Source organism: Pseudomonas sp. TH43 (assembly GCF_016650635.1).
Taxonomy (GTDB): Bacteria; Pseudomonadota; Gammaproteobacteria; order Pseudomonadales; family Pseudomonadaceae; genus Aquipseudomonas.
Genome location: NZ_JAEKFI010000004.1, coordinates 2194469 through 2216838 on the forward strand (window position 1 = coordinate 2194469; position 22370 = coordinate 2216838).

The window sequence follows — 22370 nt, forward strand, 5'->3', positions numbered from 1 at the left end:
TGTTCAATCAGAAAAGCCCCTCACTGTAGAGACCGGTACATCCTTTACACATTAGACCGGGGACATCGTTTACACCTTTTCCAGGCTTGCTACGCGTTTAGCGCCGCGTTCAAGCCTGCCTAAACAGAAGGTGCAAAGGTACAACTCCCACACATCATCAGCCACCTCCTTCAGCGCGATCTCTTCGCCGATCAGTGCCTCTCCCAGAAAAATCAGCTGTCCTTTCCATTTGAACTCTCCGTTCGAACGAACCTTACGCACTTCAACGTCAGTGCCATATTCAACCGCTGGCAGGTAACCGGGGTAGGGTCGTAACGACGGGCTATACACCGAAGCGGGTGGCTTCATGTCCAACGCGGTGTGCGGTCGAACCTGATTGAAGTCCTGGATGAAATCCTCAAAGGCCAATTGCTGGCGCACAAGATTTTCCGCAGGTGTTCGTAATACCGCTGCTTTCAGCGTTCGGTGCATCCGTTCGTGCCGGCCATTTTGGTCGGGACGGCCAGGTGTAATTGTCTCGACGTGAATTCCGTGCCTGATGAACCACACCGACAACTTCGACAAACGCGCCAAACCCGTTGATGCGCAGGGAGCGCCATTGTCCGTGCGAATCACATCCGGCAACCCAAACTCCCGGAAGGCCCACTCGAAGCCCTGCCGCGTGGGCTCCCCATGCGTGCTGGGCAATGCCCGGCAAAGCAGCAGATAGCGACTCATCTGGTCGGTAATGGTCAGCGGATAGCACCAATTGCCATCCTGCATTTTGAATTGCCCTTTGTAATCGGCACACCAGGTCTGATTGGGTTGGTCGACCGGACGCAAATGCGTCGGAGCGCGTGGGCGCACGGGATAGGGGCGCCGCGCAGTGACCAGACCAGCCTTCTTCAACCATATCCCGGCGGTACTCGCGGCCGGCCAGTGGATATCCGGATCGGAGACGCGCAGACGATCAATGATCTGCTTAGGCCCCCGATCGGGATGCTCGTTTTTCTTGGTCAGCAGCGTGGCTATGATTTCGTCGGGCGTTTGATGAGGGCAATTCAATGGCTTACGCGATTGCTCTTTCAAGCCATCCACGCCCAGCGCTGCATACCGTTCCAGCCACTTGTCGATGGTTGGACGGCTGACGCCATAGCGCCGGCTTAATTGGCTCTTGGTGAAACTGCCGCCAAGCCAGTCGCTGACTAACTTCACTCGTTGATCCATTGGGGACTCTTGATTCCAGGGCATGGTCAGCACCTCCTGACCATGATTGATACCTGTAAACCATGTCCCCGGTCTCAAACGTAAAGGATGTACCCGGTCTTTACCCACCCTAGCCCTCTCCCAGAGGGAGAGGGGACTGAATGTGGGATGCTTGAGAAATACACCGACCTGAAAGTACTGTACTGAATCCATAGTCGACGCGGTTTTTCAGGTCGATGTATAGCGTCTGACACCTCGGTCGGCCCCCTCTCCCAGAGGGAGAGGGCTGGGGTGAGGGTAGGTTTTCAGAACCACGCATCCTGCATCGCCAGACACGTATCATCCCGCGCCTCCAACAACGCCAGCTCATGGTGGCAACCCGGCACTTCCCACGTCAGAAAATAGCGCGCCGCCTGCAACTTGCCTTTATAGAAGTCGACGTCCGCCGCTTTGCCCTTGGCCAACCCTTCCTCCGCACGAATCGCCTGCTCCAGCCAGCGCCAGCCAATCACCGTGTGCCCGAACACTTTCAGGTACAACGCCGAATTCGCCAGGCTGCTGTTGACCTTGCCCTGTGCCAGATCGGTCAGCAAGCCAAGGGTCACCGTTTGCAGGCGAGCTACCAGTTTCTCCAGTGGCTCACGCAATGCGGTCAGCGATTCGTACGCGGTTGCGCGCTCTGCGGTGTTGGCGATCAGACGAATCAATTGCTTCAGTCCCGCGCCACCGTTCTGCGCCAGTTTGCGCCCGAGCAAGTCCAGCGACTGAATGCCGTGAGTGCCCTCGTGGATCGGGTTCAGCCGGTTGTCGCGGTAATACTGCTCAACCGGGTATTCGCGGGTGTAACCGTGGCCGCCAAGAATCTGGATCGCCAGTTCGTTGGCCTTGAGGCAAAACTCAGACGGCCAGGATTTGACGATGGGCGTCAGCAGATCCAGCAACTCATGCGCCTGTTTGCGCTCGTCTTCGGTCTCCAGCGTGGTGGTGTCGTCGAACAACCTCGCCGCATACAAGCCGAGGTCGAACGCCCCTTCGACGTAGGATTTTTGCGTCAGCAGCATGCGTCTGACGTCCGCGTGCTGAATGATTGCCACCGGCGCGGTGCTTGGGTCTTTGCTGTCCGGCACGCGACCTTGCGGGCGCTCGCGGGCGTATTCCAGCGAGTACAGATACCCGGCGTAACCGAGCATGACTGCGCCCATGCCCACGCCGATCCGCGCCTCATTCATCATCTGGAACATGTAGCTCAAACCGTGATGCGCCTTGCCTACCAGATAGCCGACGCATTCACCGTTATCGCCGAAGTTCAGCGCCGTGGAAGTGGTGCCGCGCCAGCCCATCTTGTGGAACAGCCCGGCCAGCAAAACGTCATTGCGTTGGCCGAGGCTGCCGTCATCGTTGACCAGAAACTTCGGCACGATGAACAGCGAAATACCTTTCACCCCCGGCGGCGCGTCCGGCAGCTTGGCCAGGACCATGTGCACGATGTTTTCCGAGAGCGGGTGATCGCCGCCGGAAATGAAGATCTTGTTGCCCTTGAGCCGATACGTGCCGTCGGACGCCGGCTCGGCGCGTGTACGAATATCCGACAGCGATGAACCGGCGTGCGGTTCGGTCAGGGCCATGGTGCCGAAGAAACGACCGTCGATCATCGGTTGCAGGAAGCGCTGTTTTTGCTCTTCGGTGCCGAAGCTTTCGATCAGGTTGGCCGCACCCATGGTCAGGAACGGGTACGAGGTCGAGGCGGCGTTAGCCGATTGGAAGTGAGCGAAACAGGCTTGCGACAGCAGCGTAGGCAGTTGCATGCCACCAGCGTCGAAACTTCGCGCAGCGTTGAGGAATCCGGCTTCGAGGAAGGCATCGACTGCCGGTTTCACTTCGGGGATCAGAATCGCTTTGCCATCTTCATAGCGCGGCTCCTTCTCGTCGCCCTTGCGGTTGTGCGGCGCGAAGTACTTTTCGGCGATGTTGCGCGCAGTGCCGATGGCGGCATCGAAGGTCTCGCGGTTGTGCTCGGCAAAGCGCTCGCGCCGGGTCAGGCCCTCGGCATCAAGGACTTCATACAGCTCGAAAGCCAGATTGCGGGAACTGAGCAGCGTCTCGGACATGGCGGCTTACCTTTTTTTGGATTGGGCCGAGTCTAGGCGTGCTGATAAAGGCTGAACAGGATGATTGATGGCGGTGATGGAGAGGCGGGGGCAGCACTAATCCAATGTAGGAGTGAGCCTGCTCGCGATAGCGGTCTGTCTGTCAAATAAATGTGTCTGACAGGCCGCTATCGCGAGCAGGCTCACTCCTACAGGGAATTTCATTCCAGGCGACCATTGCGGTCGCCTGGAGTTACAGCGGTTTAGCCGATGGTCATCAGGCTGGCATTACCACCCGCCGCCGCCGTGTTGACGCTCAACGCGCGCTCGATCACCAGTCGCTCCAACGCAATGTTGGTCTCGCCCTGGGACAAGCCCTGAACTCCGACAATCGCACCGGCGCGCTTGGCAATCTGCTGGCAAACGCCGCGCAACTGGTCGGAATGGCCGTGATGCAGAACCGCATCAAACACCACCTCATCCTTGTTCCAGTCAGAAACCAGCTTGATCCGCGCCTGAATTTCCTTCGGCAGGCGTGTGAACAATGCCTTGCTGATGTCGGACTCCGGCCATACCGCCGAACCGCCTACCGCCAGCACCGCTGCCAGTTGCGTCAGCAAATCACCTTCAACCTCCGCCAGGCACAGCACGTGCTCACGCGGCAGGATCGCGTAGCTGTTCTTCTCACCGGTCGGGCCGGCCAGCACGCGGGTGATGCCGCTTTGCGACTGCGCAGCGTACTGCGCGCACAGGCTGCTCAGGTCAGCAAACTTGTTGCTGTCAGCCCAGGCTTTCAGGGCATTCAGCGGCTTGCTCATGGCATCACGCAGGCGAACATCCGGTGCCACGGCAGCATCACCGCGAGCGAAGGATTGTTCGATCGCATCGGTAGGACGCGTCGCCAGCAAACGGTACAGATACAGCGGGCCGCCAGCCTTCGGGCCAGTGCCCGACAAGCCTTCGCCGCCGAATGGCTGCACGCCGACCACAGCACCAACGATGTTGCGGTTGACGTAGACGTTACCGGCGTTGACGTTGTCGATCACCTTGGCGATGGTCTCGTCGATGCGGGTGTGCACGCCGAGGGTCAGGCCGTAACCGGAAGCGTTGATCTGGCCGATCAGTTGATCGATTTCTTTACGCTTGTAGCGGACCACGTGCAGCACCGGACCGAAGATCTCGCGTTGCAGTTCGTCGAAGCTTTCCAGTTCGATCAGGGTCGGCATGACGAAGGTGCCGCGTTTGACTTCTTCGGTGTCGGCAATCGCCACCTGGTACACGTTGCGACCTTTGTCGCGCATGCCCTGGATGTGCTTGTCGATGCCAGCCTTGGCTTCGGCGTCGATCACCGGGCCAATGTCCACGGACAGACGCTCAGGGTTGCCGAGACGGCTTTCAGCCATGGCACCTTTGAGCATTTCGATGACGCGATCCGCGGAGTCTTCCTGCAAGCACAGTACGCGCAGTGCCGAGCAACGCTGACCAGCGCTGTCGAAGGCCGAGGACACCACGTCGATCACCACTTGTTCGGTGAGTGCCGAGGAGTCGACGATCATCGCGTTCTGGCCACCGGTTTCGGCGATCAGCGGAATCGGGCGGCCCTGGCTGTCGAGACGGCCAGCGATGTTGCGTTGCAGCAGACGCGCGACTTCGGTGGAACCGGTGAACATCACGCCTTTGACGCGCTCATCACCAACCAGACCGGCACCGACGGTTTCACCGCGCCCCGGCAGTAGTTGCAGCACGCCTTCCGGAATACCGGCTTCGAGCAGCAAACGCACGGCTTGAGCGGCAACCAGCGGAGTTTGCTCTGCAGGTTTGGCCAAAACCGGGTTACCGGCAGCCAATGCCGCAGCGACTTGGCCGCTGAAGATTGCCAGCGGGAAGTTCCACGGGCTGATGCACACCACCGGACCCAGTGGGCGATGGGCGTCGTTGCTGAAATCGTTGCGTGCCTGCACCGCGTAATAACGCAGGAAGTCGACGGCTTCGCGGACTTCGGCGATGGCGTTGGCGAAGGTCTTGCCGGCTTCGCGAGCCAGCAGGCCCATCAGCGGCTGGATCTCGCCTTCCATCAAATCAGCGGCGCGTTCCAGAATCGCCGCGCGTTCGGCCGGCGGGGTGGCCTGCCAGATCGGTGCAGCGTTGAGGGCGCATTGAATGGCGTTGTCGACGTCTTCAACCGTGGCTTCTTGAACGTGGCCGACCACATCACGGTGGTCTGCCGGGTTCAGCACAGGTGCAGGTGTTTCGGTGCTGGAAGCGCAACCGAGCATCGGCGCGGCTTTCCAGTCGTTGTGAGCGGTGGCGAGCAATGCGCAGGACAACGAGGCCAAACGATGTTCGTTGGCCATGTCGATGCCGCTGGAGTTGGCGCGTTCAGAACCGTACAAGTCACGCGGCAGCGGAATGCGCGGGTGCGGCAGGCCGAAACCACCTTCCACGGTCGCCATCTGCTCGATCTGCGCTACCGGATCGGCCACCAATTCCTGAATCGAAATCGACTGGTCGGCGATACGGTTGACGAACGAAGTGTTCGCGCCGTTTTCCAGCAAGCGACGTACGAGGTACGCCAGCAGGGTTTCGTGGGTGCCGACCGGCGCGTACACGCGGCACGGACGATTCAGCTTGCCTTCGGAAACTTTGCCTACAACCTGCTCGTACAAAGGTTCGCCCATGCCGTGCAGGCACTGGAATTCGTACTGGCCGGGGTAATAGTTCTGACCGGCAATGTGGTAAATGGCCGACAGCGTATGGGCGTTATGCGTGGCGAACTGCGGGTAGATGACTTCCGGCACCGACAGCAGTTTGCGTGCGCAGGCGATGTAGGAAACGTCGGTGTACACCTTGCGGGTGTAGACCGGATAGCCTTCCAGGCCTTCGACCTGAGCGCGCTTGATTTCGCTGTCCCAGTACGCGCCTTTCACCAGACGAATCATCAGGCGATGACGGCTGCGGCGAGCCAGGTCGATCACGTAGTCGATCACGTACGGGCAACGCTTCTGGTAAGCCTGGATCACGAAGCCGATGCCGTTCCAGCCAGTCAGCTGCGGCTCGAAGCACAGGCGCTCAAGCAGATCCAGCGACAGCTCGAGACGGTCGGCTTCTTCGGCGTCGATGTTCAGGCCGATGTCGTATTGCTTGGCCAGCAGGGTCAGCGACAACAGACGCGGATACAGCTCGTCCATCACACGCTCGTACTGCGCACGGCTGTAACGCGGGTGCAGTGCCGAGAGCTTGATGGAAATGCCCGGGCCTTCATAAATCCCACGACCGTGGGAGGCTTTGCCGATCGAGTGAATGGCTTGTTCGTACGACGCCAGGTACTTCTGCGCGTCGTGCTCGGTCAGTGCCGCTTCACCGAGCATGTCGTAGGAGTAGCGGAAGCCCTTGGCTTCGAACTTGCTCGCATTGGCCAGTGCTTCGGCGATGGTTTCGCCGGTGACGAACTGCTCGCCCATCAGGCGCATGGCCATGTCGACGCCCTTGCGGATCATCGGCTCGCCGCTCTTGCCGATGATGCGGCTCAGCGACGAAGTCAGGCCGGCTTCGTTGTGCGTGGACACAAGCTTGCCGGTCAGCAACAGGCCCCAAGTGGCGGCGTTGACGAACAGCGAAGGGCTGTTGCCCAAGTGCGGGTGCCAGTTGCCGGTGCTGATCTTGTCGCGGATCAGCGCATCGCGAGTGCCCTTGTCCGGGATGCGCAGCAGCGCTTCGGCCAGGCACATCAGCGCCACGCCTTCCTGGGACGACAGGGAAAATTCCTGCAGCAAGCCCTGAACAATGCCTGCACGGCCGCCGGCACTTTTCTGGTTACGCAGTTTTTCGGCGATGGAGGCGGCGAGCTTGTTGGTGGCTTCGGCCATCGGAGCCGGCAGACGCGCCTGCTCGATCAGCATTGGTACGACTTCCGGCTCAGGGCGACGGTAAGCGGCAGTGATCGATGCGCGCAGTACCGATTGCGGCAGGATGCTTTCAGCGAATTCGAGGAAGCATTGGTGGGCGTGATCGGTGTGGACTTCGCCCGCCTCATCGGCGTCCTTGGCGGTCAAACCGTTCAGCTCGGTCAGGGTTGCACCACCCTCGAGTTTTTCCAGGTAATTGAAAATTGCCTGCTTGATCAGCCAGTGCGGTGTGCGATCAATCGAGGTCGCGGCCGCCTTCAGGCGCTCGCGGGTCGGGTCATCGAGTTTGACCCCAAGGGTGGTGGTAGCCATATTTTTATCCTCATGGTTGCCACAGTTGCGTGGCATCAGCTGGCGGCAAGATTAGCCGTGCGCTGAAAGAGGTGCAACCGGGTGCAACCCTTTTTTTGTCGGAATAATAGGCAGCTCGTCAGGAATTATTTTCTGGTACGAAAGTGCTGCTCCTGGTTGGTGCTTTTGCTTCTAGCAAAGGGCCGTGACTGCGCTAAAAGGGAGCAAAAACAGGGTGATTGCCGATAATTCCGACTAGGTGCAACTTATTCTCAAAAAACTGGTTGCACCTGTTTTGCTTTGTTGCATAGCATTCGCGCCCTAGGTGCAACCGGGAATAACCCGGTGTACCGGCTGATGGCTTTCCTGGGGAAACATCAGTCCTAAATGCGCCGGATCCCGGATCGTCTGCCAAACGTCGTCGTTTGCGAGCGGTTCACCACCGCCGCTACATAAAAACAAAGCCAGGGCGTAACTCAATGAGCGTAAGCAATCCAACTCTGATCACGTTCGTGATCTACATCGCAGCAATGGTGCTGATCGGCTTGATGGCCTATCGCTCCACCAACAACCTTTCTGACTATATTCTGGGCGGTCGCAGCCTGGGCAGCGTCGTCACCGCGCTGTCTGCCGGTGCTTCCGACATGAGTGGCTGGTTGCTGATGGGCCTGCCGGGCGCCATCTATATGTCCGGTCTGTCCGAAAGCTGGATCGCCATCGGTCTGATCATCGGTGCCTACCTGAACTGGCTATTCGTTGCCGGCCGTCTGCGTGTACAGACCGAGCACAACGGCGACGCCCTGACCCTGCCGGACTATTTCGCCAGCCGTTTTGAAGACAACAGCGGCCTGCTGCGGATCATCTCGGCGATCGTGATCCTGGTGTTCTTCACCATCTACTGCGCTTCCGGCATCGTGGCCGGTGCCCGTCTGTTCGAAAGCACCTTCGGCATGTCCTACGAGACTGCGCTGTGGGCCGGTGCTGCGGCGACGATTGCCTACACCTTTATCGGTGGTTTCCTCGCGGTGAGCTGGACTGACACCGTGCAAGCCACGCTGATGATCTTCGCGCTGATCCTCACGCCGATCATCGTCCTGCTGGCCACTGGCGGCGTCGATACCACGTTCCTGGCGATCGAAGCCCAGGATCCAAGCAACTTCGACATGCTCAAAGGCACCACTTTCATCGGCATCATCTCGCTGATGGGTTGGGGTCTGGGCTATTTCGGTCAGCCGCACATCCTCGCGCGTTTCATGGCAGCGGATTCGGTGAAATCGATCGCCAAGGCGCGTCGCATTTCCATGACCTGGATGATCCTGTGCCTGGGCGGCACCGTGGCCGTCGGTTTCTTCGGTATCGCTTACTTCTCGGCGCACCCTGAGCTGGCCGGTCCCGTGACCGAGAACCACGAACGTGTGTTCATTGAACTGGCGAAAATCCTCTTCAACCCATGGATTGCCGGTGTACTGCTGTCGGCCATTCTGGCTGCTGTGATGAGCACCCTGAGCTGCCAGTTGCTGGTGTGCTCGAGCGCCCTGACCGAAGACTTCTACAAAACCTTCCTGCGCAAATCCGCCTCCCAGGTTGAACTGGTCTGGGTCGGCCGCGCGATGGTATTGCTGGTTGCACTGATCGCGATCGCTCTGGCCGCCAACCCGGAAAACCGTGTACTGGGCCTGGTGTCGTACGCCTGGGCCGGTTTCGGTGCTGCGTTCGGTCCGGTTGTCCTGATCTCGGTGATCTGGAAAGGCATGACCCGCGACGGCGCACTGGCCGGTATCCTGGTCGGCGCGATCACCGTGGTGGTGTGGAAGCATTTCGAGGTGATGGGTCTGTACGAAATCATCCCGGGCTTCATCTTCGCCAGCCTGGCGATCTTCATCGTCAGCAAGCTCGGTTCGCCAAGCAAAGGCATGGTGATGCGCTTCGAAGCGGCGGAAAAAGATTTCAACCTGAACAAGTGATGCACTGAGCTTCGGCTCACCTGAAAACGGCCCGTCTCCTACAAGGAACGGGCCGTTTTTTATTGCCTGTGATTTCTCGAATCCGGTGGATATCCATTGTGGGAGCGAGCCTGCTCGCGAATGCGGTTGTTCATGCACTGAATGTGTTGACTGGTGTACCGCCTTCACGAGCAGGCTCGCTCCCACAGGGTTCGGCGGTGGTTTTGGGGATTTGTCTGTAGTTGAATGCGCCGATATTTGCAGGGGTTTTCAGCAAAGAAAGTAGGGCAAATCTGATTTCCCCGTCGTCCGCTCAATCACCCTTGCGCCTCATGCAGAATCGCCCGCCCTCACTCTGCAGAGAAACATCGGATGTTCGCGCCTGCCAATCAACCGCGCTTCACGTTGACCCTTGAAGGCGCCCAACACGACCTCAAAGTCCTTGAGTTCACGGGCAAGGAAGCCATCAGCCAACCCTTTCGCTTCGAGCTGGAGCTGGTCAGTGAACGACCGGATCTGGACCTCGAAAGCCTGCTGCACTGTCAGGCGTTTCTGAGTTTTGATGCGGACGGTTCCGGCGTCCACGGTCAGATTTATCAGGTCGGGCAGGGCGACTCCGGAAAACGTCTGACGCGTTATCACCTTAGCTTGGTCCCGCGTCTGACGTACCTTGGGCATCGGATCAATCAGCGGATTTTTCAGCACCTCAGCGTTCCGCAAATCGTTGAGAGGATCCTCAAGGATCATGCGATCCTGCGCGATGCCTTCGAATTCCAGCTCGGCAGCGACTACCCGCCGCGTGATTATTGTGTGCAGTACGCCGAGAGCGATCTGGCGTTCATCCAGCGCTTGTGCGCCGAAGTCGGCATCCACTACCACTTTCAGCACAGCCCCGAGGGGCATCGCCTGGTGTTCGGCGATGACCAGACCGTGTTTCCCCGACTGGCCGAACCAACGCTCTATCTGCCCGGCAGTGGCATGGCCGGTGGTGCCCCGGCCATCAAGCGTTTCAACGTGCGCGTGGAAACGCGTACCAGCGTGGTTACACGGCGCGACTACAACTTCATCAAACCGCGCTTGCAACTGGAAAGCCGCATCGACGGGGAACAGCGGCCGGTACTTGAGGACTATCACTTTCCTGGCCAATTCAACGATCGTGAAACGGGCAAGCACCTCGCCCAGCGCGCACATGAGCGACATGTCGCCGATTATCGTCAGGCCGAGGGCATCAGCGATGAATCCTCGCTGGTTTGCGGACATTTCCTGCAACTTACCGAGCATCCACGTCAGGACTGGAATGATCTGTGGCTACTCACCGCCGTTGAACACCATGGCCGACAGCCGCAAGTGCTGGAGGAATCGGTCACCAGCGACGGGGAAGAATTCCAGGGTTACCGTAATACCTTTCTCGCCACGCCGTGGGCAGTGTTCTTTCGCCCGCCGCTGGGCCCGGAAAAACCACGAATGCTCGGTTACCAACCGGCCGTTGTCACCGGTCCGAAAGACACCGAGATCCACTGTGATGAGTTCGGCCGGGTCAAGGTGCAACTGGCCTGGGATCGTGATGGCGAGTTGAACGAGCATTCCAGTTGCTGGCTGCGTGTTGCCAGTGGCTGGGCCCATGATCGTTACGGCAGTGTGCTGATCCCACGGGTCGGCATGGAGGTGCTGGTCGGTTTCATCGACGCCGATGCCGACAAACCGCTGGTCATGGGTTGCCTGCCGAACGCCGCGACGCCAGTGCCGCTGGATCTGCCGGCGGACAAGACCCGCAGCATTTTCCGCAGCCAGAGCAGTCCCGGCGGCGGGGGCTATAACGAACTGCGCATCGAGGACCGCAAAGGCGCCGAAGAAATTTACCTGCGTGCCCAGCGCAACTGGACGCAGCACGTGTTACACGATCAACAGGTGCAGGTCGATAACCAGCGCAGCATTGTCGTCACCGGCACCGCGCGGCACGAATTGAAGGCCGACGAACAACGCATCACCCACGGCCAGCGACAGACCGAAGTGAGGCAAGACGATCACCTGACCGTGACCGGCGACCGGCATATTCGCGTGAGCAGTCAGGCGCTCAGCGCCAGCGGGCAGTTCCATGTCAGCGCTGGCCAGCAAGTGGTGATCGACGGCGGCGCGAGCGCGACGATTCAGGCGGGCGGGCAGTGGATCAACATCGGCCCCGGCGGAATTTTCAGTAGCGTGCCGATCATGGTCGGTGGTGCGCCGATGGTGGCCATGAGTGCCGCGCCAGTTGTGCCAGGGTTGCCTGAGAAGCTGACAGCAGCGCCCGCCGCCATCCTCACGCCGGCACAGATCATGAGCCTGAAAAGCGATGCGCCGTTCTGCGAAGAGTGCGAGCGGTGTAAGAATGGCCTCTGCCCGGCGCCCGACACGTTGTCGCCACCCCCAAAGTCCTCAGCCCGGCCGGCACCTTCGGGCGCTGAGCCGGGCTTTCATATTGTTGAACAGGGAATGTCGCGGTCTGCACTGGAATCCACATTGTTCCCGCAGCCAGATCCGTCCGTGCTGGAGAAATTTCGTAGCCTCAATCCGCAACTCACCCAATACGCCAAACCTGGGCAACTGATCGTCCTCAGCGATCCACGAAATACGCAATGCACTCGAGAAGAGGCGTTGCTGATGGAGGCGGCGCAGAAAGTTGATGCGGCGTTCGAACCTTTGAGCGATGCGGAAGCTGAGTTTGTATCGCGTCACTATGAGGAAATTGGATCGTTCCTATCGCAAGGTTCCACCGGTCTCGGCATCGGCTCAGCGATGTTCGCCACGCACTTGGGTAATCTCAAAGACACCCTTCTAGAACTAGAAAGCCTGCATAAGCGAACCTTTGAAATGCACGGAAAACTTCAAGGCGCGGACTTCTTTGCTGAGCGGAAAAAACTGATAGGGAGACTGGATAGCAGCCTTGGGCCTCTAGTTCGCAAAGGCGTTGGCATTTCGGAGCATCCGAAGCTGAAAAGGGCGTTGGGGATTTCCAGTCGTAGCCTTGTGCATCATTGGAGTAAGGCAGGCACTGCGGGTGGTATTTCTGGTTATGCGACGCATATTGACAAGGTGAGCAAGGCCGGAAAGGTCATGAAGGTAGGTGGTTGGGTTGGCATAGCATTAGGGGCATCCGCTTCTGGGTTTAAGGTCAAAGAAACTTGCCGGTTTGGGACTGAAGAGGCTTGCAGGAAGATCAGATTTTCCGAGGCTGGGAAGCTTTCGGGTGCTGTGGGAGGAAGCATGGCAGGCGGGGCTCTTGGATCTCTTGTTTGTGTGGGAATCGGACTTGTCACCGCGGGAGCTGGTGTGGTGGGTTGTTCTTTGGTTTTAGTCGGTATTGGAACTCTCGGCGGAGGAGTGAGTGGGGAAGTCGCGGGGGAAAAAATTGGAGAAATAATTTATGAGGGAATGTATGAATGACCAAAGACGACGAGGTTTGGTTTGTTTTGACTTTTGGCGGCCTGTTCTTCGGGCTAAGTTTTATCTCTGTTGTCGGGCAAGTTTATCTGTATTTTTTTCAAATGCGGAAAATCTTGAGTTGTCTTAGTAGTTCTCGTGGTGTTTTGATGCGAAAGTCCTCTTTGTCTAGGGGCTTGTTTGGTGCTTATTTAATGTTTGTTTGTGTGGGGTCATACCTGGTGTTGCCATCTTGGGCAATCAGGGGCGGGTCTTTGGATGAAAGTGACTATTTGAATTTCCCTTGTGGTTTGCTGTGCGCAATTCGTTTTTTTTATCTGGCTGCACTTGGGGGCGGGATTGCAATGATTATTCTCTTGATTGGTTGCAAATATATGGGTTGGATTGAATGAATTTTTTATTGATTAAATAGAGTTTCTTTCTGTTGGTAAGTCTTAATTGAATGGGTTTTGCTATCCATTCGGGGAGTGGGGCGAGCAAGGGGCAGACGTTGTCTATGAGATCCAGAAATGAGATCGGATATTGAAATACTGTTCCTGTTAAGTGGTTTGGTATTGATTGCACTTATTTTTCTGTCGTCATTGATTTTGCTGTTTGTCGCTTATTTTTTTGCGCAGGATATCTTTAAGTGTTTGAGCAATTCACCGGCTGTTATTTCTAGAAAACGCACCTTGGGGTAGGAGCCGATTGGCCGATTTCTGTTTATTAGTAGTGTGGGCGCGCTCATGATCTTCTCGCGTAAATCCATACGAAATGGAGAGCTGGACGCCAAGGATTACGAAGCCTTGCCAGTAGGCTTGCGGCGGATAATTTTATGTTCCAATTGGATGATGTTGGTGTTAAGCGCCATTGCAATAATCGGTGTGGTGTTGGGGAAGGTTAATGGTTGGTTGAGTTAACCACTTTTCGATGATCAATCTGTTTTTGTCATGCAGGTTGTCTCCTTACGTTGGTTTGTAACTCAGCCATTTGTTTTTGTAGATAACAGCATTCTCGATATTGTCGAGAGCTGCATAGGCCCTTGAATGAATAAACTAATTCCCCAACATTGGTTACAGCGTCAGCCGCTAATGGCCGATGAACAACTGTTTGCAGTTCTCAGCAGCACCAGCGATGGCGAGCCATTCAAGATCTGGAGCGGGTCAACTACCGCCCAAGCGCCAAGTCCGATTTGGGCGAATACGATTTACGCCGAGTGGGATGCCGTGATGCCCTTCGTGGGAATTGTCCCGGCAGACAGTGAGTTTCTCGATTGGGTGGCGACTACTGAGTCTCTTGATTGGGGCTGGCTGGCGGTTTCTTCGGCGAGCCTTGAAGGGGTGGTTGAGCATTTTCGCAGTCTGACCCAAGTGTTGATGCCGGACGGCAAAGCGGTGTTTTTCCGTTTTTGGGATGGGCGGTTTTTGTCGCCGATCTTGCAGTCCGAGGCGGTCAGCGCGGCGCAACTGTTGCCGGTGATCTCGCGTGGACTGATTAATGGTCAGGCCATTGATATCGGGGGGAAGGCGCAGGTTTCCGGGCAGGTGTTTCCATGGTGGAAAGTGCCGGAATCGGTGTTGGCAGCGGACGGAGCTGATGTTCAGGTCAGTAACGCTGTGCAGTGGCTGAGCGAGGAATATCCGGCGTTGTTCGAGGCGTTTCCTGAGCCGGTTTTGCGCTGCAAGGTCAGCCAGTTTTTTCTAGTTTCGGCGTCGGAAGATACGACGCAATCGGCGTTATTAGAGTTTTTGCTAACAGAGTCGGAGTGAGGTTTCCGGGCGAAGGCCTTGGACGTTTCCTTCGAGTCGCGGCGGTTTTCATGAACTGGTGGGCGGTGGGGTGCAGGGATAGTCTTTTCGTTGTCACCGCGAGAGTGGTGACAGGGTGTAGGAACCCTCGCTTTCATGGCGTTACAGTTAGTTGGCTTTTTGCGGCACTTGATTCAAGTCCGTAAAATCGTTCGCGGCGGCTGTGCGCGGGACACGCTTCGGCGTGACCGAGGTCCATGATTGCTCGGTTCCTACTCCTGCGCACAGCTGCCACCCAAACCTGTAGGAAGGTGCGTTGGCGGCTTACGTTTATCAATCATGGAGATAATCAAATGACGACTTTGCATCCCGATCCACCCTACGTAAAACATATCCCTCACCCCGACAACCGCTTCATGGCCCTGTCCAGCAATTGCAGCGACATGCCCACCCTGTTCGTCGACACCCACGCGCCCCTCGACATCCTTCTGGACGCCGCCAACTACCGTCTTCGCGCCGTGGTTCAAGTGCTGGAAAACATTTGCATGCGCGGATCGGTCGAATGCGACTCCGTCATCCTCAGCGACTTCGCCCAGCTCTGCGCTATTTCGTTGCGTGATGGCTGTGATGTGCTGGATGTAATTGGGCGGAGGATGGGCGGCATGCCATCCTGACGCGGCTCAAGATCAAAAGATCGCAGCCTGCGGCAGCTCCTACACGGGGTCATCTGTAGGAGCTGCCGAAGGCTGCGATCTTTTGACTCTCAAAAAGGGTCAATCAACAACGATGTAAGCATCCTGAGTCCGGATGAAACGGTCGAACGCCTCTGAGTTGTAAACCTGCAGGCAAGCATGGAAGACCATTTTTTCATCCGAGTATTTGCTGTTGGCAGCGGTCAGGTTAAACGCCTTGGATACATGGTTTCTGGTGTCTTTAAAGGGATCGTGCAGCACCTGCAGCGTGTCTTCGTTTTGCAGGACGGTGTGCAGGCCTCTGCCCATGAATGAGTAGGTGCCGGCGGAGAGTTCGATGTCTTTTTTCAGTGCCGAATCTTCATTGAATGACTTCAGGATGCAGTGGCTCAGGCCATAGTTCTTGAGTGTTTGGCGGGCTTGCTCAGTATGCGTTTCGTCGCTGAGGGCGAGGGCTGAACTGACCAGGCAGAGTAAGAAGATGATGAGGTAACGCATGGGTTTTGACGTCCTGTCGGTCGAGTCGAGCCAGTGTAACTGCGTACAGCCACGCCCTCACCCTAACCCTCTCCCGGAGGGAGAGGGGACTGACCGAGTCGGCTGGGTGAGGTACGCCGACGTGCGATGCCTGCGGTGATCTTCGATTGGCCAGGCCTGAGATCGCGTTGATCTTTCAGGTCGATGTAAGCCGCGAGACCACCACAATCAGTCCCCTCTACCTCTGGGAGAGGGCTAGGGTGAGGGCAGGCTTTTGTCCGCTCAGCCGCCAACCCCTGACTTGCCGCGCGGTAAAAGGTAAACTTTGCGCCCTTCGCAGGAGCAGCCATGAATTATCGTCACGCCTTCCATGCCGGCAATCACGCCGATGTGTTCAAACACCTGACCTTGACCCGCCTCATCGCCCTGATGTCGCGCAAGGAGCAGCCGTTTGCCTATCTCGACACACATGCCGGCATTGGTCTGTATGACTTGCAGGGCGATCAGGCCAATCGCACCGGCGAGTACCTGGAAGGCATTGCGCGTTTGTGGGATCAGCCGGATCTGCCGGCGCTGACAGCCGATTACATGAAAGTGCTGCACGAGATGAATCCGGATGGCCAGTTGCGCTATTACCCGGGCTCGCCGGAATTGGCGCGGCGTCTGACTCGCCCGCAGGATCGGGTGATGCTCAACGAGAAGCACCCGGAAGATGGCGTGATGCTCAAGGACAACATGGCCGGTGATCGTCGGGTGAAAGTACATCTGGGCGAGGGTTGGCATGTCGCGCGGGCGATGTTGCCGGTGCAGGAGAAGCGTGCGGTGATGTTGATTGATCCTCCGTTCGAGCAGCTCGACGAGATGCAGCGTTGCGCAGCGTCGTTGAAAGAGGCGATTGGCCGTATGCGTCAAACCGTGGCGGCGATCTGGTATCCGGTGAAGGATCAGCGTGCGTTGCGTCGGTTCTATCAGGATCTGGCTGGCACCGGGGCGCCGAAGTTATTGCGGGTTGAGCTGCTGGTGCATCCGCTGGACACGCCGAACAGTCTGAACGGCTCGGGCATGGCGATTGCCAATCCGCCGTGGGGGCTGGAGGAAGAATTGCGTGAGCTGCTGCCGTGGTTGTCGAAGAAATTGGGCCAGACCCAGGGCGGGTGGCAGATGGACTGGTTGATCGCCGAGAGCTGATCTACGGCAAGATCAAAAGATCGCAGCCTGCGGCAGCTCCTACAGGGATTAGTGACCGTTCACATAGGGGTGGACGTCTCCGAACCCTGTAGGAGCTGCCGAAGGCTGCGATCTTTTGCCTTCGGGGTTTAGTTACCCGCCAGACTCGGTGGCATGCACACGCCAGTGCCGCCGATCCCGCAATAGCCTTCCGGGTTTTTCGCCAGGTACTGCTGGTGATACGTCTCGGCGAAGTACACGGTGGGTGCCTGTTCGATTTCGGTGCTGATTTCGCCCAGGCCGGCCTTCGACAGTTCAGCCTGATACGCGGCTTTGCTCTTCAGCGCCGCGTCCAGATGCGCTGGCGAGGTGGCGTAGATCACCGAACGGTACTGCGTGCCGATGTCGTTGCCCTGGCGCATGCCCTGCGTCGGGTTGTGCAGTTCCCAGAACATCGCCAGCAGCTCTTCGTAGCTGACTTTGGCCTTGTCATACACCACCAGCACCACTTCGGCGTGGCCGGTCAGGCCCGAGCAGACTTCTTCGTAGGTCGGGTTCGGCGTATAGCCGCCAGCGTAACCGACCACGGTGCTGACCACGCCTTCGCGCTGCCAGAAGCGGCGTTCCGCACCCCAGAAGCAACCCAGACCGAAAATCGCAAAGTCGACGTCCTGGAAAAACGGGCCAAGCAGCGGGGTTTCTTCAAAGACGAAGTGCTTTTCAGGCAGGGTCATCGCGGTTTCGCGACCGGGTAGAGCTTGATCTTTAGTCGGGAGCACGTTTTTGTTCACCAGAATTTCCGAGCGCAGAACCATGATCGTTCCTCTCAGTCAGGATGGGATGTAAAAAAGTAGACCGCCAGTGTGCCCAATGATGCCCGATTTCGCACTATTCAAATCTGGGAGCGACGGTGCGACGACTCGACCTGCTCGCGAAAGCGGTGTGTCAGGCGACGATGATGTCGGCGGTTATAACGCCTTCGCGAGCAGGCTCGCTCCCACAGGGGATCTTCGACAGGTGGGATTTAGAGGCAGAGCGGGCCGCGCGGGTAGCGCTTGAGCGCCTGGATCAACTCGGCGCCGGGAATTGGCCGGTCAAACAGGTAGCCCTGGCCGACGTCGCAACGGTGGCGGCGCAGGAATGCCAGTTGTTCAGCCGTCTCGATGCCTTCGGCCACGACCTTGAGTTTCAGGTTATGCGCCATGGCGATCACCGCGGAGGTGATTTCCATGTCGTCCTGGTTGTCGGGGATTTCGTGAATGAAGCTGCGATCGATCTTGATGATGTCGATCGGGAATTTCTTCAAGTAACTGAGCGACGAATAACCAGTGCCGAAGTCGTCCATGGCCAGGGTCAGGCCCAGACGCTTGAGCTGATCAAGCTGCAAGTGCGTGTCTTCGGTGGCTTCCAGCAGCAAACCTTCGGTCAACTCCAGTTCGAGCAAATTGGCCGGCAGCGCTTCTTCCTTGAGGATATTGGCGATGGACGCGACCAAGTCCGGATCGGAGAACTGCTTGGGCGAGAGGTTGATCGCCACTTGCAGATTGCCCAGGCCCGCGGCGGTCAGCGCTTTGCTCATGCGGCAGGCCTGACGGGCGATCCATTTGCCGATCGGAATGATCAGGCCGGTCTCTTCGGCAACGCTGATGAACTGGTCGGGGCGGATCATCCCGCGTTCCGGGTGATTCCAGCGCAACAGTGCTTCCATGCCCAGCAAACGTCCGCTGCGCAGGCACAGCTTGGGCTGGTAGAACACGTCCAGCTCGTTTTGGGTCAGGGCGCGGCGTAGGTTGTTCTCAACGAACAATTTATAGCTGGCCTCGGCGTTCAGGGCTTCGGTGAAGACCTGTACCTGGTGTTTGCCGTTGGCCTTGGCCTTGTGCAGCGCCAGACCGGCGTTACGCATCAAGGTCTGCGGGTCGCGTCCGTGCAGCGGTGAGCAGGCCAGGCCTACAGACCCTGTGACGCTGATCAACTGGTTGTCGACGAACATCGGTTTATCCAGCGTCGCCAACAATTGGTTGGCGATCTGCTGGCCGGTCGCAAGGTCAGTGTCGTCGAGCAGCACGGCAAACTCGTTACTGGCAAACCGCGCCAGGCTACCGCTCGGGCTCAGGCTGTTGCGCAGGCGCCGGGCGAGGCTGATCAGCAGTTTGTCGCCGGTCTGGTGGCCGAGGCTGTCGTTGATCCGCTTGAAGTTGTCGATGTCGACCAGCAACAGGCTGATCGGGGTATCGCTATCTCGGTCGAAGCGTTCGTCCAGATTGCGGATGAACGCCGGGCGGTTACCAAGGTTGGTCAGGTTGTCGGTGTACGCCAGACGCTCGATGCGCTGCTGCGCGAGCTTGGTCTGGGTGATGTCTTCGTAGATGCCGATGTAATGCGTCAGCTCGCGGTTGTCGCCGTAAACCTTGGAGATCGACAACTGGCCCCAGTACGGTTCGAGGTTCTTGCGGCGGCTTTTGAATTCGCCCTGCCAACTGTTGCTCTTGGCCAGCGCCGAGGGTGCGTCGAACAACAATTCACTGAGGTTTTCCAGGGCCGGCAGCTCGGACAAGCGCTGGCCGTGGACTTCCTCGGTGGTGTACTGGGTGATCGCGGTGAAGCTCGGGTTGACGTATTCGACCACGCCGTCGCAATTGACCAGCAAAAAGGCGTTGGCGCTTTGCTCGACCGCACGCTGGAACAGGTGCAGGGCGCTGGTGGCGGTGCGACGGTTGTGGTTGTTGATGACTTGCGCGAACTGGTCGGCCAGCTCACCGGCAAAGGCGATTTCGTCGGACTGCCAGGCGCGGGTGACGCCGGTCTGCTCCAGGCACAAGACGCCGACCACCTGGCCATCGACACGGATGCTCGCATCGAGCATCGCGTTGACGTCGCGCGGGCGCAGGGCTTCGGCCATCTCGCGGGTGCGCGGATCGCGCATCGCATTATGTGCGTCGATCGCGCGACTGCTGTGCAGCGCGTCCATGTAGTCGGGGAAGCTGCTGACGTCGATCACGTCCGGCAGGATGTATTCCTGCGTGGCGCGGTGATAAGCGGAGATCGGCAGCAGTTGCTGGCCTTCGAGGTTCCACAGGCTGGCGCAGTCGATTTCATAGATATCGCAGGCGCAGCGGGTGATCAGCTCGGCGGCTTCTTGCAAGGAGTTGTGCGTGCTGTAGCGCTGACGCGCGAGCAGCAGAATCAAGTCCTGCTGGGCACGCACACGTTCCAGGTGTTGCAGTTGTTCCTGCTGGGCGCGCTGGTTCAGCTCGAGGGCGATTTGCAGGCGTGAATTCTGGGTTTCGAGGTCGACGCAGGGCAACGGCGGCGCTTCACTGAACGCTTCGCCGACGACTAGCAGATAGCCACGCAGCAGATGCCGGTTGTGTTGCTTATAGGCTTCGCCCAGTTCAAGGATGCTCAGCGCCCCGGCCGGGGTATGCAGGGTGTAGCGCACCAGATAATGCGGGCTGGCGCCGAGTTGTTGCTGGATCGCGTCGTGCAGCTGATAGCGCGCTTCCGGCTCCATCAGGCTGGCGTAGGGCGCACCGACCAGAGCGCAGAGCTCGACAGCCGGTTGACCGAATTGGCGTTCGCAGTTGGGATCAAGAAACAACATCGCCCAACTGGCTTCATTCAAGCGCTCGAAACGCAGCATGCCGAGCCGCGAGGGCACAGGCAACTGCGTCACTACCTCGGCCGCCATACGGCTGGCGGCATCGGGTTGGCTCTTCATGAAGGGAACTCGCTTGGAAATATGCTGAACGCGCCGGGCTCTCGCCCTCTTTACTGTTGCCTGCGGCAAGGTTGCATCATTGCGGCACTGACTGACAAGAGAGATGAAGGCCAAGTGCTATAAGAATGTGTCGGCTGCGTTGGGCATTTCTCCAGCGCGTGGTTGAAAAGAGCCGAAGATCGCAGCCTGCGGCAGCTCCTGCAGGGGATTACGATCTTCTGCAGGAGCTGCCGCAGGCGGCGATCTTTAAAGGCTCAGCGCAGTTTTATGATGATCGACTGCAATTTTTTCCCATCCCGATCGTGGTAATTGACCAGAATTTGATCAGTTTCAACCACCACATGGGCAAAGTTGTCTTCGCTGATCACGGCACTGGTCAACTCATGCCGATAATCGCCCGCTGCCGTCTTCGCCAGCGGCTGGTCAAGCATGAAAGTGGACGCTGTGGCGTACGGCAGCAGTTTGCTGTTGCACAGCGGCGAGGAGACGATGGTGTGGACTTCAAAGTCCGAATCCTCGCTATGGCGCAGACACGACGTCAATGAGCCGTGCACGTCGCCGGAAATGAACACGACATTCTTGATCCGCTGCGTGCGAATGGTTTCCAGCAGACGCAGCCGCTGCTCCGGGAAGGCTTTCCAGGCATCGTCGCCGAGCTGTTTGCGATCCGGATAGAACATCACGCTGGTGACCACGAACTTGACCCGCGCGCTGCTGTTGATCAACCAGTCCAGCAACGCGTGTTCCTGCTCTTCGTCGAGGATGCGTCGATCATTAGCCGACAAGTTGCGGCGGGTACGGCTGTCGGTCACGAACCATTCCAGATCGCCGTCGCTGAATTGATACCAGTAGTGCTTCAGTGTGGCGTGATCCACTTGGCCGTTAGTTGTCAAAGAAAAGGCCGGACTATGGCTGGCTTGATACAGCTCATAAGCTTTGATCGCGTTGTTATATAGCGCGTTGTCGCCTGCTTCGGCATGGGCGGGCCAATTGTCTTCGATTTCATGATCATCAAGAATCATATAAGTCGACGTGCTCGACATCAGTCGTTTTATATTGGGTTGAGAAAAGGCGGCGCGATATTTCGCGAGCATGTCTGTGTATTCGCGATCCGGGGCAATCAAGTTGAGGTCATCCAGATAAACCTGGTCGCCGGTCATTAATAATGCACTGACAGGCGGCTGCCGGCCTTCGATCAATTGGCTGATCGAGGCGAAGATCCGGTCACCGAGTTGCGGCAATACCGCGATGCCTGCGGTCAGGCGCAGATAGCGACAGGAACCGATGATGTATGCGCGCGCCTGCAAGGGCTGGTTGCAGCGGGTGCGCAAGCGATAGATCTCGCGCGGCCATTGCAGCGGCAGTTCAGCGACACTGTCGACGGTGTGTACCGGGCTCATCGGGCAGAACCAGCCGGTTTGATATTCGTACTCGGTGTCTTCGCGCAAGTGATTGAGTGCGATCACAGCGGACATGTCGCGAGACTCGCTGAGTTTGGCAAATACGCTTTTAATCCAGTGCGGCGATCCGCTGACGCGATAACGAATGCCGGCAAATACTTGAAGGTCTTTTTGTATTTCACCGCGGATGAACAGGCGCGCGTGGTCAGTAGTTATATGGCCAACAAGCGGGCCAATAGTTGGTTTTAACATGTTCGAATCCATTCGAATGAGTGTGGAATAAAAAGTGGATTGCAGAGAAGTCCATTGATTGACTTTGCTGCGCCAAGACTAGTTGTCGATGAACTAAAAAGAT

The 22370-nt window shown here is 57.9% G+C and carries 12 protein-coding genes and 1 pseudogene; 6 read left to right on the top strand and 7 right to left on the bottom strand.

From position 1 onward, the window contains the following. Positions 1-69: 69 nt before the first annotated feature. The 3 genes from JFT81_RS26340 to putA form a co-directional block, all read right to left on the bottom strand. A complete protein-coding gene (locus JFT81_RS26340; protein ID WP_201228987.1) occupies positions 70-1230 on the bottom strand; it encodes an integrase core domain-containing protein in 1161 nt (386 codons plus the stop codon). Positions 1231-1490: 260 nt separating this feature from the next. Next, positions 1491-3293 (bottom strand): acyl-CoA dehydrogenase, encoded by a 1803-nt coding sequence (locus JFT81_RS26345; RefSeq protein ID WP_201230148.1) that lies wholly within the window; start codon positions 3291-3293, stop codon positions 1491-1493. A 242-nt stretch (positions 3294-3535) separates the two neighbouring features. After that, positions 3536-7489 (bottom strand): trifunctional transcriptional regulator/proline dehydrogenase/L-glutamate gamma-semialdehyde dehydrogenase, encoded by a 3954-nt coding sequence (gene putA / locus JFT81_RS26350; protein ID WP_201230150.1) that lies wholly within the window; start codon positions 7487-7489, stop codon positions 3536-3538. A 458-nt stretch (positions 7490-7947) separates the two neighbouring features. On the opposite strand from putA, the gene putP reads away from it, so the two are divergent. The 5 genes and pseudogenes from putP to JFT81_RS26375 all read left to right on the top strand — a co-directional run bounded on the left by putP (position 7948) and on the right by JFT81_RS26375 (position 15232). Further along, positions 7948-9432, top strand: coding sequence for a sodium/proline symporter PutP (putP, locus tag JFT81_RS26355; protein WP_201230158.1), 1485 nt, complete (start codon positions 7948-7950; stop codon positions 9430-9432). Between the two features lie 351 nt (positions 9433-9783). Next, a pseudogene (locus tag JFT81_RS26360) lies at positions 9784-11796 on the top strand (type VI secretion system tip protein VgrG); the annotation flags it as partial. Positions 11797-12830: 1034 nt separating this feature from the next. Then, the gene (locus JFT81_RS26365) at positions 12831-13223 is read left to right on the top strand and encodes a hypothetical protein (RefSeq protein ID WP_201230160.1); all 393 of its coding nucleotides are present in this window, start codon (positions 12831-12833) and stop codon (positions 13221-13223) included. 633 nt (positions 13224-13856) lie between these two features. Continuing rightward, entirely contained in the window at positions 13857-14579 is a 723-nt protein-coding gene (locus JFT81_RS26370; RefSeq protein ID WP_201230162.1) for a DUF4123 domain-containing protein, read from the top strand. A 332-nt stretch (positions 14580-14911) separates the two neighbouring features. Then, positions 14912-15232 carry a hypothetical protein gene (locus JFT81_RS26375; RefSeq protein ID WP_201230164.1) on the top strand — a complete coding sequence of 107 codons (321 nt, stop codon included), beginning with the start codon at positions 14912-14914 and terminating at the stop codon, positions 15230-15232. Between the two features lie 99 nt (positions 15233-15331). Here the strand turns inward: JFT81_RS26375 and JFT81_RS26380 are convergent, their stop codons facing one another. Beyond that, positions 15332-15748, bottom strand: coding sequence for a hypothetical protein (locus JFT81_RS26380; protein WP_201230166.1), 417 nt, complete (start codon positions 15746-15748; stop codon positions 15332-15334). Between the two features lie 327 nt (positions 15749-16075). On the opposite strand from JFT81_RS26380, the gene rlmJ reads away from it, so the two are divergent. Further along, a complete protein-coding gene (rlmJ, locus tag JFT81_RS26385; RefSeq protein ID WP_201230168.1) occupies positions 16076-16915 on the top strand; it encodes a 23S rRNA (adenine(2030)-N(6))-methyltransferase RlmJ in 840 nt (279 codons plus the stop codon). Positions 16916-17043: 128 nt separating this feature from the next. Here rlmJ and msrA read toward each other — a convergent pair whose 3' ends face one another. The 3 genes from msrA to JFT81_RS26400 all read right to left on the bottom strand — a co-directional run bounded on the left by msrA (position 17044) and on the right by JFT81_RS26400 (position 22267). After that, positions 17044-17709 carry a peptide-methionine (S)-S-oxide reductase MsrA gene (gene msrA / locus JFT81_RS26390; protein ID WP_201230170.1) on the bottom strand — a complete coding sequence of 222 codons (666 nt, stop codon included), beginning with the start codon at positions 17707-17709 and terminating at the stop codon, positions 17044-17046. Between the two features lie 209 nt (positions 17710-17918). Then, positions 17919-20615 (bottom strand): GGDEF and EAL domain-containing protein, encoded by a 2697-nt coding sequence (locus JFT81_RS26395; protein ID WP_201230172.1) that lies wholly within the window; start codon positions 20613-20615, stop codon positions 17919-17921. Positions 20616-20869: 254 nt separating this feature from the next. Then, entirely contained in the window at positions 20870-22267 is a 1398-nt protein-coding gene (locus JFT81_RS26400) for an alkaline phosphatase D family protein (RefSeq protein WP_201230173.1), read from the bottom strand. Positions 22268-22370 lie beyond the last annotated feature (103 nt).